Source organism: Thiosulfatihalobacter marinus, assembly GCF_016019955.1.
GTDB lineage: Bacteria > Pseudomonadota > Alphaproteobacteria > Rhodobacterales > Rhodobacteraceae > Shimia > Shimia marinus_A.
Genome location: NZ_JAECRZ010000008.1, coordinates 106,018 through 120,276, shown reverse-complemented (window position 1 = coordinate 120,276; position 14,259 = coordinate 106,018). Strand labels below are relative to the sequence as shown.

Below are 14,259 nucleotides of genomic sequence, written 5' to 3'. Positions count from 1 at the left end.
CCCATTGCCGCCGACCCCTTCATCCATCCATGCGCCGGGGTCAGGGCGTCACGTCACAGATGCAGCGGCCATATAGGAAAATGGTTGCCTTGAAAACAAAGATTTTCAGGCAGCGATGCCGAGGGCCTGATCGGGCCGGCCCAACCAGTGAACACACTGTTTACGATGCGGCTGTGGATTTGTGGCAGGAATGCGGCAATACTGGGCCCACATGCCGGGCCTCAGGGGGCAGCAGGTTCGGTTTTCGTCAACGCGTCACACTACGACGCCCCCTTGAGTAATGTGAGCAGATCAATGAAAATTCCCGGTTTTCTTCTTTTCGCCGCCTTGTTGGTTCTGGGCGCTTGCGCCGAAACCGTCACCCGTGGCCAGACCGAGATCGTGGCGCGCAACGACAGCCCGCGCATTCTGGCGATGGGGGACAGTATGATGGCCTGGCATGGTATCACGCGGAATTCGATCTCGCATTCGGTTGCCAACGAACTGGGCGAACCGGTTCTGAATCGTTCCGTTGGCGGCGCGCGCATTATTTACAATTTGCCTGTTTCGGGCGCGATGGGCATGAAGATCGCAAAGCAGTACAAGCCGGGCGCGTGGGACTGGATCGTCCTGAACGGGGGTGGCAACGATCTGTTGATGGGCTGTGGTTGCATGGCTTGTGACAAGAAGATCAACCGCATGATTTCCCAGGACGGGCGCAAGGGTGAGATCCCGAAACTTGTCGACGGTCTGCGCAAGACCGGCGCTCAGATCGTGTATGTAGGCTATTTGCGCAGTCCAGGCACGTGGTCGCCCATTGAACAATGCCGCGATGATGGCGACAAGCTGGAAGCGCGGATCGAAAAGCTGGCGGAAATACTGCCCGACGTTTATTTCGTGTCGCTCAAGGACTTGGTGCCCAAGGGGGACAGATCCTATCACGCGGTCGACATGATCCACCCTTCGCTCAAGGCGAGCCGCGAGATCGGGCAGCGCGTGGCCGAGGTTATCAAGGCGGTCGAGGCGCCGCGGGTGAACTGAGGTTCCCCCGGCAGGAACGAAAAACGCCCGCTTGATCAAGCGGGCGTTTTCAATTCGATTGCGCAGGTTCGCTTTAGCGGCGGATGCCCAGACGCTTGATCAGATCCTGATAGCGCGCTTCTTCCTTGCCCTTGAGATAGTCCAGCAGCTTACGACGCTGGGCCACCATCTTCAGAAGACCACGGCGGCCGTGGTTGTCTTTCTTGTGGGTCTTGAAGTGCTCGGTCAGGGTGTTGATCCGCGAGGTCAGAATGGCAACCTGAACTTCGGGCGAACCGGTGTCGCCTTCTTTGGTTGCGAATTCCTGCATGACGCGGGCTTTTTCTTCGACAGTGATCGACATCGGGATCTCCTTTGGTTGAGGATTGAGGGCACAAGCCGGGATGTCGTCCAGCAGGGTCCTATGGAGAAAACCGCCGGGATTCGTCCGGCAGATGCGCGCATATAGGGGATACCGGCGGAAAAGAAAAGGGCCTCGTCGTCGGGCGCGCCGATCAGAGACGCAGCAATTCCACGGCACCCGGGCTTCCCTGCGGCAAAAGCGTAATGTCCGCCGCCGTCAGGCCCGCACCGTTGTGGATCACCGCCAGTTCGGATCCGTTCACCAGAACCCGCACGCTGCCAAGGGCATTGGCGTCCGGTTCCACAAGGATATCCGGGTCACCGCCCAAATCTTCGTACAGCAACAGCAGGTTGTCTTCGTCCGGATCAAAATCCATCACGGTCAGAACGTCGCCGGGCTGATCCCATTGGGCCAGCAGAAAGTCATCCACGCCCTCGCCGCCGGTCAGCACGTCGCCGCGCCCGCCAATCAGGGTGTCATTGCCCGCACCGCCGTTCAGATAATCCGAATCCCCGGCATCGGACTGGGCGCCAAGCCCCCGTACCAGATCATTGCCGAACCCGCCGAACAGTGTGTCCTGCCCGGCGCCGCCCTCGAGGCGGTCATCGTCATGGCCACCATGCAACGCGTCATCGCCGGCGTTGCCTTGCAGCACGTCGTCACCGGCGCCGCCAACCAGCGAATCCGCGCCTTCGCCCCCGCTCAGAAAATCGTCGTCAAGATGCCCGAACAGCGTGTCATCACCCGCGTCGCCCGCGAGCGTATCGGCGCCACCCTCGCCATGCAGAAGGTCGGCATCATCGCCGCCGGAAAGCGAATCGTCCCCGTCATCGCCATACAGCGCATCGCGCCCGGCAGCGCCGGAAAGCGTGTCGTCGCCGCCATAGCCGTTGATCTGATCGTTGCCCGCACCCCCGTGGATTTCGTCGGTGTCGTCACCGCCGGACAGGATGTCATTGCCCGCCCCGCCGTGGCGCGCGACCACGGATCCGGAGGGATCGTCGGGCGCCGCGTCCGGACCGGTGTCTATCAGGATCTGTGCGCCGGAGTTGCCATCTTCGTCCGCAGACGCGGTTTCCGGTTCCGCGTCCGTTTCATCGTCGATATCGCCCGGATCGGGGTCCAGTGCGACAAAGACTGTCGCACCGGCCATCAGCCCGAGAATTCCCGCAAGAAACAGCATTGCCTTACCACTCCACACACTTTCCCAACGCGATTACAGCAGGAACACGTGGCTGGGTAAATCTCTTTTGCGGTTAGTGGTTAACGCGCCGCCAGAGCCGAAGGTCATGTTCCGTCAATCCGCCAGGGGCCGGGGGATCGGGCGTAGGCAATGTAAAGCGGGTGGCGCGGGTGGCCCTGTTTGGTGAGCCCGAAATGGTGGACCGGACGGGTGGTGGCGATCAGCAGTTCGCGCATCTCCGCCCCGCGCCCGAGGTGATCGCCATGTGCGCCCCAGGCCGCGATGATCGTATCGGCCCAGTCACAGCCCCGGGCAACGATCGCGTCGTTATCCGGACCAACCGGTGCGGGGTGCCGGCGCAAGAGACGGGGGTGGGTTTCACGCAGGCCGAAGATATTCACCGCCCGAAACCCGCCAAAGCCCAGCGCGCGGGCACGGCGTTCACAGCGCTCTATTGTGGGGTCGTTCTGGCGTTCGGTCGCCCTGGAGGGGTTGAGCATGATGAACAGAACGCGTTTGCCGGATGTGTCCCAGACGCGGGTGAGCGCGTAGCGGTAGGTTTCGCAATCCGAGTAGATGGCCCAAGAGGCGGCATCGTCTTTCTGAAAGCCGCGGGTGATCATGCGGGTGGCAGGACAAAGACACGGCTGGGGTGCAGTTCACCGCCCTTGTAGGTGCCGACGGCGACGGCGCGCCCATCGAAAGAGGCCCAGCATTCATCGCCATAGTCCAGGTCGGTGGCGAGCACCATGCCGGCATTGCCGTTGCGCAGGCGCGCGGCGCCTTGCGCGGTGGCCTTGACTTCGGGCAGGTCGGTAAGGCCCTCTTCGAGCGGGCGCAGATGGCTATCGAGTTCGGACGACTTTGCCAAAGCGTCGACCTGGTCGATGGTGATGCCGTCCCCGGCATCGAACGGGCCGGACCAGATGCGGCGCAATTCGCGTACATGGCCATGACAGCCCAATGCCGCGCCGAGATCGCGGGCGATCGCGCGTACGTAACCGCCCTTGCCGCAGGTCATTTCCAGCGTGACATGATCGGCATCTTCGCGGTCGGTCAGAAGCAGTTCCTCGACCCAGAGCGGGCGGGCGGCAAGCTCGACATCCTCACCATCGCGGGCCAGTTTATAGGCGCGCTGGCCGTCGATCTTCACTGCGGAAAATTTGGGCGGAACCTGCATGATGTCGCCGACGAACCGGCCAAGCGCGGTCTTGATTTCGTCATCTGTCGGGCGTTTGTCGGAAGTGGCGATCACCTTGCCTTCGGCGTCGTCGGTATTGGTGGCCTGCCCGAGGCGTACGGTGAAACGATAGCATTTGAGTGCATCGGTAATGTAGGGCACGGTCTTGGTGGCCTCGCCCAGGGCAACGGCCAGTACGCCGGTGGCGTCCGGGTCCAGTGTGCCGGCATGCCCGGCCTTTTTCGCATCGAATGCCCAGCGGACCTTGTTGACCACGGCGGTTGACGTGATGCCTGCGGGTTTGTCGATGACAATCCAGCCGGAAATGTCGCGTCCCTTGCGTTTGCGTGCCATGTGCCTGTCCGTATGCGTGAATGAGGGCGGCGGGGTAGCCCAATCGCGATGTCGTGTCAATTTGATGGTCGCGCGAAGGGGGCCAGCCCCCTCTGGGCCGTTGGCCCATTCACCCCCGGGATATTTGGAGCCAAAAGAAGAGGCGGGGTCAGTTCCCGGAGACAACGCCGACGATCGGGCCCATCCAGAAGCCGCTGTCGGAGCGGTTCAGCTGGGGGGCGTGCAGGCGGCTGATCCTGCCGTCGAAATAGAGCGCGTTGGGGGTGTTGAGGCGGTCTCGGAACAGGCGGGCGAACTGGTAGAAAGTGACCGGGGTGTTGGAGATGGCAAAGAGCGCGCGTTTTCCGTCGGCGGAGGTGCCGACGCCATTGCGGGTGTGGCGCGAGGTGCTGTCGGGCAGAAAGCGGGGGTGCAGGGCGCCATCGATCACCAGCATCGGCCCGGATTGGGTGGCATAGGTGCAGCCCGGCGCGGTATCGGCAAAGCGCAGGGTTTCGATCACGTCGGCGCGCCCGTCACGGATGCAGAAAACGCCGTTGGGCAACAGGCCGAAATTGCCGCTGCTGGCGCTGGTCAGGAGGCGTGTTTCGCGTTGTCCGTTTTCGACATAGTACCCGACCGGGCGGCGATCCGGGTGATACATGCCAGCATTCATGGCGAAAGCGAGGGTTTGCCCGCTGTCCAGTGTGCGCGATATGTCGGTGAACTGTCCCAGGATTTCCCCGTCGTCGCCGCGCAGGAACAGGCGCAGGTCTTCGCTGGCGGGGGCGACTTCGCATACCGTGTAGGATGTGCCTTCGAAGGACAGGTCACGGCAGGTCACGGCAGATGCCGCTTGCGGCGTCAGGAGCGCGGCCGCCACGAGCAGGAGCGGCAGGAGAATCACTGTTCGTCAACGTCCCGGCGCACGCGGTCTTCGGACAGCATGCGGCGGGTTTCGTCCATTTGATCGAAGGTCTGGTCCAGCCGGAAGCGCAGGTCTGGCGTGTATTTCAGGCCGGTTTTCTTGCCGATGACGCGGCGCAGTTCACCCTTGTTGCGGGCAAGCAGGGCCACGGCATCTTCCTGGCCCTTGCCGCCCAGCGGCAGCACATAGGCCGTGGCGATCCTGAGGTCGGGAGAGGTGCGCACCTCGCCAACGGTGATGGAAAGGCGGTTGAGGTCGGGGTCATGGATGTCGCCGCGCGCCAGCACCTCGGACAGGGTGCGGCGGATCAGTTCGCCCACGCGCAGCTGACGCTGGGAGGGGCCGGGGCCATCGTGAAACGTGTTCTTTGCCATGGCCCCCGTTTAGGGCTTTCACAAGGCTTTGCCAAGCGGGCAGGCATGGGATAGTCAGGGCGCGAGCAAGTTTCGACCGACCGCCGAAGAATGGAGTGATTTCTATGGAAGACCTGCCGGGTATCGTGATCACCGGGGCCTCGGGGCGCATGGGGCAGATGCTGATCCGCACCGTTGTTGACAGCGACAGGGCGCGGTTGGTCGGGGCGATCGAGCGCAAGGGGCATGACTGGGTCGGGCGCGATGTTGGCGAAGCGATGGGCGGCGCGGCGCTGGGCGTTGTGGTGACGGACGAGCCGCTGGACGCCTTTGCCAGGGCGCAGGCGGTGATAGATTTCACGGCGCCGGCGGCGACGGTGGCGTTTGCCCGGCTGGCGGCGCAGGCGCGGGCGGTGCATGTGATCGGCACGACCGGCATGAGCGACGCGGATATTGCCAGGCTGGACCCGTGCGCACGCCATGCGGTGATCGTGCGGGCGGGCAACATGAGCCTGGGGGTGAACCTTTTGACGACCCTGACCCGCAAGGTGGCGGCGGCGCTGGACGAGGATTTCGACATCGAGATCATCGAGGCGCATCACCATCACAAGGTGGACGCGCCCTCGGGCACCGCCCTGATGCTGGGCGAGGCAGCGGCCGAAGGGCGCGGTGTGGCGCTGGCGGATGTGGCGGACAGGGGCCGGGACGGAATGACCGGTGCGCGCAAGCGGGGCGATATCGGGTTCACCGCCATTCGTGGCGGCGACATCGTGGGCGAACATGATGTGCTGTTCGCGGCGGCCGGAGAGCGGATCGTGCTGCGCCACGTTGCGACCGACCGGGCGATCTTTGCCCGCGGGGCGCTGAAGGCGGCGCTGTGGGGGCAGGACAAGAAGCCGGGTCAGTACGATATGATGGACGTTCTGGGCCTCTGACCGCCGGACGAGGCGTTTTGCGTGGGGCGATTCTTTTGTGCCCCCGCAGCGACGATCATGCGCTGCGAACCGGCAACCGCATGAAAAACAGCCCAGATTCAGCGCGCTCTTTGTCGGGCGGCGCAATCGGCGTAGGATCGGGTAAAAAACAGGTTGGCAGAATTGCGTGCGCGTGGTTTTATGCCGGAACAAAAAATTGAATGGCTGTTCAAGAAATCGGCCAAAACCCAGGGAGACCAAAATGAAAGCGACCCTTCGCATGGGCCTTTCGGCTGTAGCACTGATCACGGCAAGTGCCGTCGGTGCCGCCGAATTGGGGGCCACCGACGAACCGATCAAGCTGGCGCTCAACGAGTGGACCGGCCAGCATGTCACCACGCGCGTGGCGGGTGAGATGCTGATGGCTGCCGGCTATAAGGTGGAATATGTCACCGCCGGCATGATGAACCAGTTTCAGGCGATTGCCGATGGCGACATTCACGCGACGCTGGAAATCTGGTCTTCCAACGTGTCCGATCAATACGCCGTGCTGAAAGACGAGGGCAAGCTGGAAGAGCTGTCCGACCTTGGTCTGGAAGCGCGCGAGGGCATCGCCTATCCCGCGCATGTGGCCGATCTGTGCCCCGGTCTTCCGGCCTGGGAGGCGCTTCAGGATTGCGCGATGAATTTTGCCACCGCCGAAACCCTGCCGCAGGGCAGGCTGGTGGATTACCCCGCGGACTGGGGCACGCCGGGCGCCGATCGCATGGTCGGTCTGGACCTGCCGTTCAAGGCGGTGCCTGCCGGGTCCGAAGGTGCGCTGATCGCGGAATTGCGTGCATCGACCGAAAAGAAATCCCCCCTGTTGATCACGTTCTGGCAGCCGCATTGGGCAATGTCGGCCTATGACGTGAAATTCGTGGACCTGCCGCCGGGCGAACCGGCCTGTTTCGAAGACCCGGCCTGGGGTCCCAACCCGAACGCGGTGAACGATTGCGATTTTGCGCCCAGCCGTATTTTCAAGGCCGGTTGGCCCGGCCTGAAGGAAAAATGGCCTGCCGCGTATGAAATTCTGGTTAATTACACGCTCTCGGTGGAAGATCAGCAGCCGATGATGGGTGCGGTTGACGTTGAAGGCCGCCCGGTCGAAGAGGTGGTGTCTGAATGGATCGGCGCCAACCAGGCCAAGTGGAAACCCGTGGTCGACGCGGCGACCCAGTAAACCGACATGACCAAGAACAGTTCCGCCCCGGCGATTGCGGTCGAAGACCTGTGGCAGGTCTTTGGCCCCAACGCCACCGCCGCCCTGCGTGACGCACGCGGGGCGGGATCGCCCCAGGCCACGGCCGAGGCCCTGGAAAACAAGGGCCTGATCCCCGCGGTGCGGGATGCCCGGTTCGAGGTACGCTCGGGCGAACTGTTCGTGATCATGGGGCTGTCCGGATCGGGCAAGTCAACTTTGGTGCGCTGCATTTCGCTCCTTGTCACGCCCACGGCCGGGGCGGTGCGGATCGATGGCGAGGATATTCTGCAAGCCAGCGAAAAGCGGCTGATCGAACTGCGCCGCCACAAGCTGGGCATGGTGTTTCAGCATTTCGGGCTGTTCCCGCATATGAGCGTGGCCGACAATGTGGGTTTTCCCCTGAAAATGCAGGGCGCGGGCAAGGCCGAGCGGCGCAAGCGGGCGATGGAAGTTATCGAGCTTGTCGGGCTGGAAGGGCGCGAGGACGCCTATCCGCGCGAATTGTCCGGCGGGCAGCGGCAGCGTGTGGGGATCGCCCGTTCGCTGGCTGTGAACCCCGATATCTGGTTCCTGGACGAGCCGTTTTCGGCGCTGGACCCGCTGATCCGGCGGCAGTTGCAGGACGAGTTTCTGCACATTCAGGCAACGTTGAAAAAATCCATTGTTTTCATCACCCACGACATTACCGAGGCGCTGAAACTGGCCGACCGGATCGCGATCATGAAGGATGGCGAGATCGTGCAGATCGGCACGCCTGAAGAGATCGTTCTGCGCCCGGTGAACGATTACGTGGCCGAGTTTTCCAAGGACGTGGCCAAAGGCCGCCACGCGCGGGTTGAATCGGTGATGCTGCGCGATCTGCCCACCCATATGCCCGATGATCCGGGGCTGCGCATTGGCATGACGCTGGACACGGCGCTGGCCAAATGTATGTCGCTTTACGAACCGGTGCCGGTGCGCGACGGAACCGGCACTGTTGTAGGCGCGGTTCAGCCGGCGGACCTGGCCGCGGCGCTCCAGGTGGACGAAGGATGAGCCTTTCGCTGACCCGCGGGGCGCAGGCAGCCTTGCTTGTGCTTGCCGTGGCCGTGATCACCCGCCTTTTGGGCGGTCAGATGGCGTGGCTGGTGGGCTGGCCGGAGGCGCTGACCGTGCCGATGACCGAATGGGTTGGTGCGGCGGTCGGAAGTTTCCTGAGTGTTTTCAAGCCAATCGCCCGGTTCTTCTCGCTCCTGCTGAGTTACCCGATGACCTGGATCGGCGCGCTTTTGGGCTATGCGCCCTGGCCGCTGGTGCTGGGCGGCGTCACGGCGCTGGGCTGGATGATCGGCGGGCTGCGGCTTGCGGCGCTGGGGTTTTTCGGCCTGGGGTTCGTGGTGCTGTCGGGCTATTGGGCCGAAAGCATGAATACCCTGGCGCTGGTTGTGGTTTCGGTGCCGCTGGCGTTGGTGACGGGGGCCGCGATCGGGATTCTGGCCTATGAATACCCGCGCCTGAAAGGGCCGGTACAGGCACTTCTGGATATCATGCAGACGGTGCCAACCTTTGCCTATCTGACCCCGCTTCTGGTGCTGTTCGGCTTTGGTCCTGTCGTGGGGCTCATTGCCTCGGCGATCTATGCCGCCCCGCCCATGGCGCGCAACGTGCTGCTGGGGCTGGAGCGGGTAGAGCATGAAATCCGCGAGGCGGCGGTCATGTCCGGGGGGACGCGGCGACAGCAATTGTTCCTGGTGGAACTGCCGGCGGCAACCACGCAGATCATGGTGGGCATCAATCAAAGCCTGATGGCGGCGCTGAGCATGGTGATTATCGCCGCGGTGATCGGCGGGTTCGACGATATCGGCTGGGAAGTGCTGTTGACCATGCGCAAAGCCTTGTTCGGACAGTCTTTTCTGGCCGGGCTGGTGATCGTCGTCTTTGCTGTCGTGATCGACAGGATGTCCGGTGCGCTGGCGCTGCAACGCCCGGCGCAGGATCGGCGCGTGGCCTGGGCGATGCTGGCGGCCGGGCTGGCGGTATCGGGCTGGGCGTTGGCGGCGGGCTGGAACCCGGACGGGGTGGCCGCGTTTGACGGCGTGGCCGATCGGGTGGATGACGCCGTGGGCCGCTTTACCGCAACCAATGGCGCGGCGCTGGACGCGGTCAAGAACAACGCCATGTTCTATGGGCTGCTGCCGCTTCGGATCGGGCTGGCGGATGCGGTTCTGCCGTTTACCTGGGGCTTCTCGTGGACGGCCAAGCACGGCGCGATTTTTTACGGTGCAACCGCCGCGATTGCCGGCTTTCTGGTGTGGCGGGGTCATCTGACGGCGGGTCTGGTCATCGGGGTTCTGGCGATCATGCTGGAGACCGGCATTTCGCAACTGCCCTGGCCGGTGGTGATCGTCGGCGCAGGCGCGCTGGGCTGGGTGTCGGGCGGATGGAAGCTGACCCGGCTGGTGGTGATCCTGCTGGGCCTGATACTGATTTCCGGCCTGTGGGAACGCGCCCTGCTTTCGCTATATCTTTCAGGGGCTTCCGTGGTGGCCTGCGCCATTCTTGGCGGTGCATTGGGCCTGTGGGGCGCGGTCAGCGAAACCGCGTGGCGCGTGCTGCGCCCGGTGTGCGACCTGTTGCAGACAATCCCGCTTTTCGTGTTTCTGATCCCGGTTCTGATGTTCTTTCAGATCGGCGAATTCTCGGCCTTCCTGGCGATCTGCCTTTACGCCATCGTGCCCATGATCCGCTACACGCGCCACGGGCTGATCAACACCCCCGAAGAACTGATCGAGGCGGCCCAGGCCACGGGGGCAGGGCGCTGGCAAACCCTGTTCGAGGTGCGCGCGCCCTATGCCGCGCCAACCATCCTGTTGGGCCTTAATCAGACCATCCTCTATGCCTTTGCCATGCTGGTGATCGCCGCGCTGATCGGCACGACGGGCCTGGGCCAGTCGATCTATCTGGCGCTGGGACAGGCCGATGTGGGCCTGGGCGTGACGGCAGGGGCCGCCATGGCGATCCTGGCGCTGGTGGCGGATCGTCTGGTGCAGGGCTTTGCCGAGGAACGCCGCCGGGCGCTGGGCCTGTGACACGGCGCGGCGCTCCACGGTTAACGCCCTTGTTTCATGGCCAAGGCCGCGTCGGCGGCACATCGGTACCAGGTCGGTATAGCGTCAGCGCCGGGACCGGCAAACCCGGCCCTAAATGCCCCGAACGCCGCATTCTTCTTTTGGCCACAAATATCCTGGGGTGAATTGGCCCCTCGGGCCAAGAGGGGCAAGGCCCCTCCAGCCACCCGTCAAAAATCGATGGCGATGCCCTTTTTCTCCCAGTCGCCAAAACGCACCGGTTCGGGCCCGTCGCGCCCGCCCAGCTCGGTCGGCAGGTCCGGTGCCCCGGCCTTGCGCCGGCGTTCCTCTGCCTCGGCCAGCGCGCGCTGCGCGGCGGGTGGCAGGTCGGGGTTTTCCCCGGATGGGGTCTGATCGCTCATATCGCTCATGGCGGGTTCCTTTCGGGCTCACGCCTTGATATACGCGCCCGTCGCCGATGGGCAAGAGAGCAGGGAGTCGCAAGCAGATGTCGAAATCCGGGATGCAGACCCGCCGCAGTGCCGTCTACCTGCTTGATCAGGTGCTGGGAGAAGGGCGGCTGTTGTCCGAGCTGATCGGGGCGGGTGCTCTGGATCGGCTGGACCCGCCCGAGCGCGCGCGCGCCCAGCGGCTGGCAACCGATACACTGCGCAGTCTGGAACGGGCGGACCGGGTCTTGCACAAGCACCTGAAGAAAACGCCCGCGCTGACCGTGCATAATGTTCTGCGGCTGGCCGCCGTCGAACTGTGCCGGGGTGGCGCGGCGCATGGGGTGGTGAATGACGCGGTCGAGATTGTCGCGCGCAACAAGCGCACACAAGGCATGAAGGGTATGGTCAACGCGGTGCTGCGCAAAGTGGCGGCGCAAGGCCCGGACGACTGGGCCAAACTGCGCGTGCCGCGCCTGCCCAAATGGCTGCGCGCGCCGCTGGCAGAGGCCTATGGCGCCCCCGCCGTGGCGGCAATGGAAGCGGCGCATTTCCAAGGTGCACCGCTGGACCTGACAGCCAGGGGCAATCCGGCGGCTCTGGCACAGACGCTCGGCGCCGTGCTGCTGCCAACCGGCACCGTGCGCCTGCATGATGCCGGGCAGGTGTCAACGCTGCCGGGCTATGACAGGGGTGACTGGTGGGTGCAGGACGTGGCGGCCGCGCTCCCGGCCCGGGTGCTGAACGCGCAACCCGGCGAAAACGTACTCGATCTGTGCGCCGCACCGGGCGGCAAGACGATGCAACTGGCCGCCACGGGCGCCCGGGTGACGGCGGTTGATGACAATCCGGCCCGGATGGCGCGCCTGCGCGACAACCTGAAACGCACCGGCCTGACCGCCGAACTGGTGGTGGGCGATGCGCTGGCGCAGACCGGCACATGGGACGCGATCCTGCTGGACGCGCCCTGTTCGGCGACCGGCACGATCCGGCGCCACCCCGACCTGCCCTTTGCCAAGGACGGCAGCGGCTTTGGCGACCTGATCGAACTGCAAGGCGCGATGCTGACTCATGCATTGACCCTGCTCAAACCCGGCGGGCGGCTGGTCTATTGCACCTGCTCGCTGCTGCCTGACGAGGGCGAATGCCAGGTGGACGAGGTGCTGGCGCGCGATGACGGCACAAAGGTGGATCGCGCGGCCCTTGCCCTGCCCGGGATCGCGCCCGAATGGATCACCCCGGAGGGCGGTCTGCGGCTGCGCCCGGATTACCTTGGCGATCAGGGCGGCATGGACGGATTCTACATTGCCTGCCTGACAAAACCCGCCTGACACTTTCATTGTTCCATCCAATACTCCGGGGGTGAATTGAGCCGACAGGCTCAAGAGGGGGCTGGCCCCCTTGCGCCCGCGCCTGCTTCGCCCGGCACGGCACCGATTCAATGTGTGACTTGGGGCGCGAAGGCGGCTACACTCCGGCCAAACGCCAAAGAGCGTAAAGGCAGAGCACATGTCCGACCCCAACAGCCTTTCGGCGCGCGGAACACGCGCGATGCATCGCGTTCACGCGCGCATTTCCACCATGGCGCGGCCCGCGACCGGGTTCACCTCGATGCCCGAGCCGCGCACCATTGGCCTTTTTGCGCGTGGCAAACAACTGGCGGCGGGCAATTTTCTGTTTGCGGGGCATCTGGTTACGGCGCCGGATATGTCGATCTGGGACATTGACGTGCCCGACGAAGTGTTCGGGCAGGATCTGCATGGCTTTGCCTGGCTGGACGATCTGGCGGCGGTGGGCGATACGGCGGCGCGCGAACGGGCGCAGATCTGGTTGTGGCGCTGGATCGACCGGTTCGGGCGCGGGCGCGGGCCGGGCTGGACCCCGGACCTGACCGGGCGGCGGCTGATTCGCTGGATCAGCCATGCGCTTTTCCTGCTACGTGCCCGCGATGCCGAACAATCCGAAGCCTTCTACCGGTCGCTGGCGCAGCAGACGATTTTCCTGAGCCGCCGCTGGCACAAGACGCTGCCGGGATTGCCGCGTTTCGAGGCGTTGACCGGGCTGATCTATGCCGGACTGGCGCTGGAGGGGATGGGCCGGCATGTCGATCCGGCGCGCCGGGCGCTGGACAAGGAATGCAAACGCCAGGTGGATGCACAGGGCGGAATCCCGACGCGCAACCCCGAGGAACTTCTGGAAGTGTTCACGCTGTTGACCTGGGCGGCAACGGCGCTGGGCGAGGCGGGGCAGACTGTTTCAGACGCGCATATGCAGGCGATCGAGCGGATCGCGCCGACGCTGCGCACCCTGCGCCACGCCGATGGCGGGCTGGCGCGGTTCCATGGCGGCGGGCGCGGCCTGGAAGGGCGGCTGGACAGCGCGCTGGCGGAAAGCACGGTCAAGACGCGGCAGGCGGACGGGCTGGCGATGGGCTATGCCCGGCTGAGCGCGGGGCGCACCAGCGTGATCGTGGATGCAAGCCCACCGCCCAGGGGCGAAAGCTCGGTCAATGCGCACGCGTCCACGCTGGCTTTCGAGCTGACCAGCGGACGGCGTTCGGTGGTCGTGAGCTGCGGATCCGGGGCCAGTTTCGGCGAGGAATGGCGCCGCGCGGGGCGGGCCACTCCGTCGCATTCGACGCTGAGTCTGGACGGGTTGTCCAGCGCGCGGCTGGGCGAGCTGGGGCGCGGGTGGCGCGAGGAACAGCTGGTGGACGCGCCGCGTGACGTACCGATCCAGATGAGCCAGGCGCCGGATGGGCTTAGATTCGAGGGCGGGCACGACGGGTATCTGCGCACCCACGGGCTGACCCATGCGCGCACGCTGGAGCTGACATTTGACGGGCGCGGCATGGCGGGCGAGGATCTTCTGGTGGCGCTGGAGGACAGTGCAAGGCGCCGGTTCGACAGGCTCATGGATGCCCATGCGTTGCAGGGCGTGCCCTTTGACATCCGATTCCATCTTCATCCCGATGCCGATGCCGAGCTGGATATGGGCGGCGCGGCGGTGTCGATTGCCCTGAAAAGCGGCGAATTATGGGTGTTCCGGCATGATGCGGTGGCGCAAGTGGCGCTGGAACCCAGTGTTTTTCTGGAAAAAGGCCGATTAAAGCCGCGCGCGACAAAACAGGTCGTTCTATCTGGCGTGGCGATGGAGTATGCGACGCGCATCCGGTGGTCGCTGAGCAAGGCCCACGAAACATCCGTGGCGATCAGAGACCTGAACCGGGACGAACTGGACCTGACAACCTGACCCTGGGATTCCGC

At 64.5% G+C, this 14,259-nt stretch carries 14 protein-coding genes; 7 read left to right on the top strand and 7 right to left on the bottom strand.

The genetic code is table 11. From position 1 onward, the window contains the following. Positions 1-294 precede the first annotated feature (294 nt). Complete coding sequence (locus tag I3253_RS13340; RefSeq protein ID WP_197918293.1) at positions 295-1,020, top strand: SGNH/GDSL hydrolase family protein; 726 nt, start codon at positions 295-297, stop codon at positions 1,018-1,020. Positions 1,021-1,093: 73 nt separating this feature from the next. Here the strand turns inward: I3253_RS13340 and rpsO are convergent, their stop codons facing one another. From rpsO to rbfA, 6 genes are all read right to left on the bottom strand, one after another. After that, on the bottom strand, positions 1,094-1,363 hold the full coding sequence (gene rpsO, locus I3253_RS13335; protein WP_197918291.1) for a 30S ribosomal protein S15: 270 nt from the start codon (positions 1,361-1,363) through the stop codon (positions 1,094-1,096). A gap of 151 nt (positions 1,364-1,514) precedes the next feature. Then, the gene (locus tag I3253_RS13330) at positions 1,515-2,546 is read right to left on the bottom strand and encodes a calcium-binding protein (RefSeq protein WP_197918285.1); all 1,032 of its coding nucleotides are present in this window, start codon (positions 2,544-2,546) and stop codon (positions 1,515-1,517) included. A 104-nt stretch (positions 2,547-2,650) separates the two neighbouring features. Next, positions 2,651-3,169 (bottom strand): DUF1643 domain-containing protein, encoded by a 519-nt coding sequence (locus I3253_RS13325; RefSeq protein ID WP_197918284.1) that lies wholly within the window; start codon positions 3,167-3,169, stop codon positions 2,651-2,653. Continuing rightward, a complete protein-coding gene (gene truB, locus I3253_RS13320) occupies positions 3,166-4,080 on the bottom strand; it encodes a tRNA pseudouridine(55) synthase TruB (protein WP_197918283.1) in 915 nt (304 codons plus the stop codon). Before truB ends, I3253_RS13325 begins: the two co-directional genes overlap by 4 nt. 148 nt (positions 4,081-4,228) lie before the next feature. After that, positions 4,229-4,966 (bottom strand): phosphodiester glycosidase family protein, encoded by a 738-nt coding sequence (locus I3253_RS13315; RefSeq protein WP_197918282.1) that lies wholly within the window; start codon positions 4,964-4,966, stop codon positions 4,229-4,231. After that, on the bottom strand, positions 4,963-5,361 hold the full coding sequence (gene rbfA, locus I3253_RS13310) for a 30S ribosome-binding factor RbfA (RefSeq protein WP_197918279.1): 399 nt from the start codon (positions 5,359-5,361) through the stop codon (positions 4,963-4,965). Before rbfA ends, I3253_RS13315 begins: the two co-directional genes overlap by 4 nt. A 104-nt stretch (positions 5,362-5,465) precedes the next feature. On the opposite strand from rbfA, the gene dapB reads away from it, so the two are divergent. The 4 genes from dapB (at position 5,466) to I3253_RS13290 (ending at position 10,565) form a co-directional block, all read left to right on the top strand. Then, the gene (gene dapB / locus I3253_RS13305) at positions 5,466-6,275 is read left to right on the top strand and encodes a 4-hydroxy-tetrahydrodipicolinate reductase (protein WP_197918277.1); all 810 of its coding nucleotides are present in this window, start codon (positions 5,466-5,468) and stop codon (positions 6,273-6,275) included. 241 nt (positions 6,276-6,516) lie between these two features. After that, positions 6,517-7,476, top strand: coding sequence for an ABC transporter substrate-binding protein (locus I3253_RS13300; RefSeq protein ID WP_197918275.1), 960 nt, complete (start codon positions 6,517-6,519; stop codon positions 7,474-7,476). A gap of 6 nt (positions 7,477-7,482) precedes the next feature. Beyond that, entirely contained in the window at positions 7,483-8,532 is a 1,050-nt protein-coding gene (locus I3253_RS13295; protein ID WP_197918273.1) for a quaternary amine ABC transporter ATP-binding protein, read from the top strand. Continuing rightward, a complete protein-coding gene (locus I3253_RS13290; protein ID WP_197918271.1) occupies positions 8,529-10,565 on the top strand; it encodes an ABC transporter permease in 2,037 nt (678 codons plus the stop codon). Before I3253_RS13295 ends, I3253_RS13290 begins: the two co-directional genes overlap by 4 nt. A 209-nt stretch (positions 10,566-10,774) precedes the next feature. Here the strand turns inward: I3253_RS13290 and I3253_RS13285 are convergent, their stop codons facing one another. Then, positions 10,775-10,966, bottom strand: a complete 192-nt coding sequence (locus I3253_RS13285) for a DUF1674 domain-containing protein (RefSeq protein WP_408647819.1) — start codon at positions 10,964-10,966, stop codon at positions 10,775-10,777. A gap of 86 nt (positions 10,967-11,052) precedes the next feature. Between I3253_RS13285 and I3253_RS13280 the strand changes: the two genes are divergently transcribed. Both I3253_RS13280 and I3253_RS13275 read left to right on the top strand, forming a co-directional pair. After that, positions 11,053-12,324, top strand: a complete 1,272-nt coding sequence (locus I3253_RS13280) for an RsmB/NOP family class I SAM-dependent RNA methyltransferase (protein WP_197918268.1) — start codon at positions 11,053-11,055, stop codon at positions 12,322-12,324. A gap of 178 nt (positions 12,325-12,502) precedes the next feature. After that, a complete protein-coding gene (locus I3253_RS13275; RefSeq protein ID WP_197918265.1) occupies positions 12,503-14,245 on the top strand; it encodes a heparinase II/III family protein in 1,743 nt (580 codons plus the stop codon). Positions 14,246-14,259 lie beyond the last annotated feature (14 nt).

Bases quoted from the DNA above. Each gene is read 5' to 3' on its own strand.
- I3253_RS13340 (WP_197918293.1), top strand. From the start codon at position 295: ATGAAAATTCCCGGTTTTCTTCTTTTCGCCGCCTTGTTGGTTCTGGGC.
- rpsO (WP_197918291.1), bottom strand. From the start codon at position 1,363: ATGTCGATCACTGTCGAAGAAAAAGCCCGCGTCATGCAGGAATTCGCA.
- I3253_RS13330 (WP_197918285.1), bottom strand. From the start codon at position 2,546: ATGCTGTTTCTTGCGGGAATTCTCGGGCTGATGGCCGGTGCGACAGTC.
- I3253_RS13325 (WP_197918284.1), bottom strand. From the start codon at position 3,169: ATGATCACCCGCGGCTTTCAGAAAGACGATGCCGCCTCTTGGGCCATC.
- truB (WP_197918283.1), bottom strand. From the start codon at position 4,080: ATGGCACGCAAACGCAAGGGACGCGACATTTCCGGCTGGATTGTCATC.
- rbfA (WP_197918279.1), bottom strand. From the start codon at position 5,361: ATGGCAAAGAACACGTTTCACGATGGCCCCGGCCCCTCCCAGCGTCAG.
- dapB (WP_197918277.1), top strand. From the start codon at position 5,466: ATGGAAGACCTGCCGGGTATCGTGATCACCGGGGCCTCGGGGCGCATG.
- I3253_RS13300 (WP_197918275.1), top strand. From the start codon at position 6,517: ATGAAAGCGACCCTTCGCATGGGCCTTTCGGCTGTAGCACTGATCACG.
- I3253_RS13295 (WP_197918273.1), top strand. From the start codon at position 7,483: ATGACCAAGAACAGTTCCGCCCCGGCGATTGCGGTCGAAGACCTGTGG.
- I3253_RS13290 (WP_197918271.1), top strand. From the start codon at position 8,529: ATGAGCCTTTCGCTGACCCGCGGGGCGCAGGCAGCCTTGCTTGTGCTT.
- I3253_RS13285 (WP_408647819.1), bottom strand. From the start codon at position 10,966: ATGAGCGATCAGACCCCATCCGGGGAAAACCCCGACCTGCCACCCGCC.
- I3253_RS13280 (WP_197918268.1), top strand. From the start codon at position 11,053: ATGTCGAAATCCGGGATGCAGACCCGCCGCAGTGCCGTCTACCTGCTT.
- I3253_RS13275 (WP_197918265.1), top strand. From the start codon at position 12,503: ATGTCCGACCCCAACAGCCTTTCGGCGCGCGGAACACGCGCGATGCAT.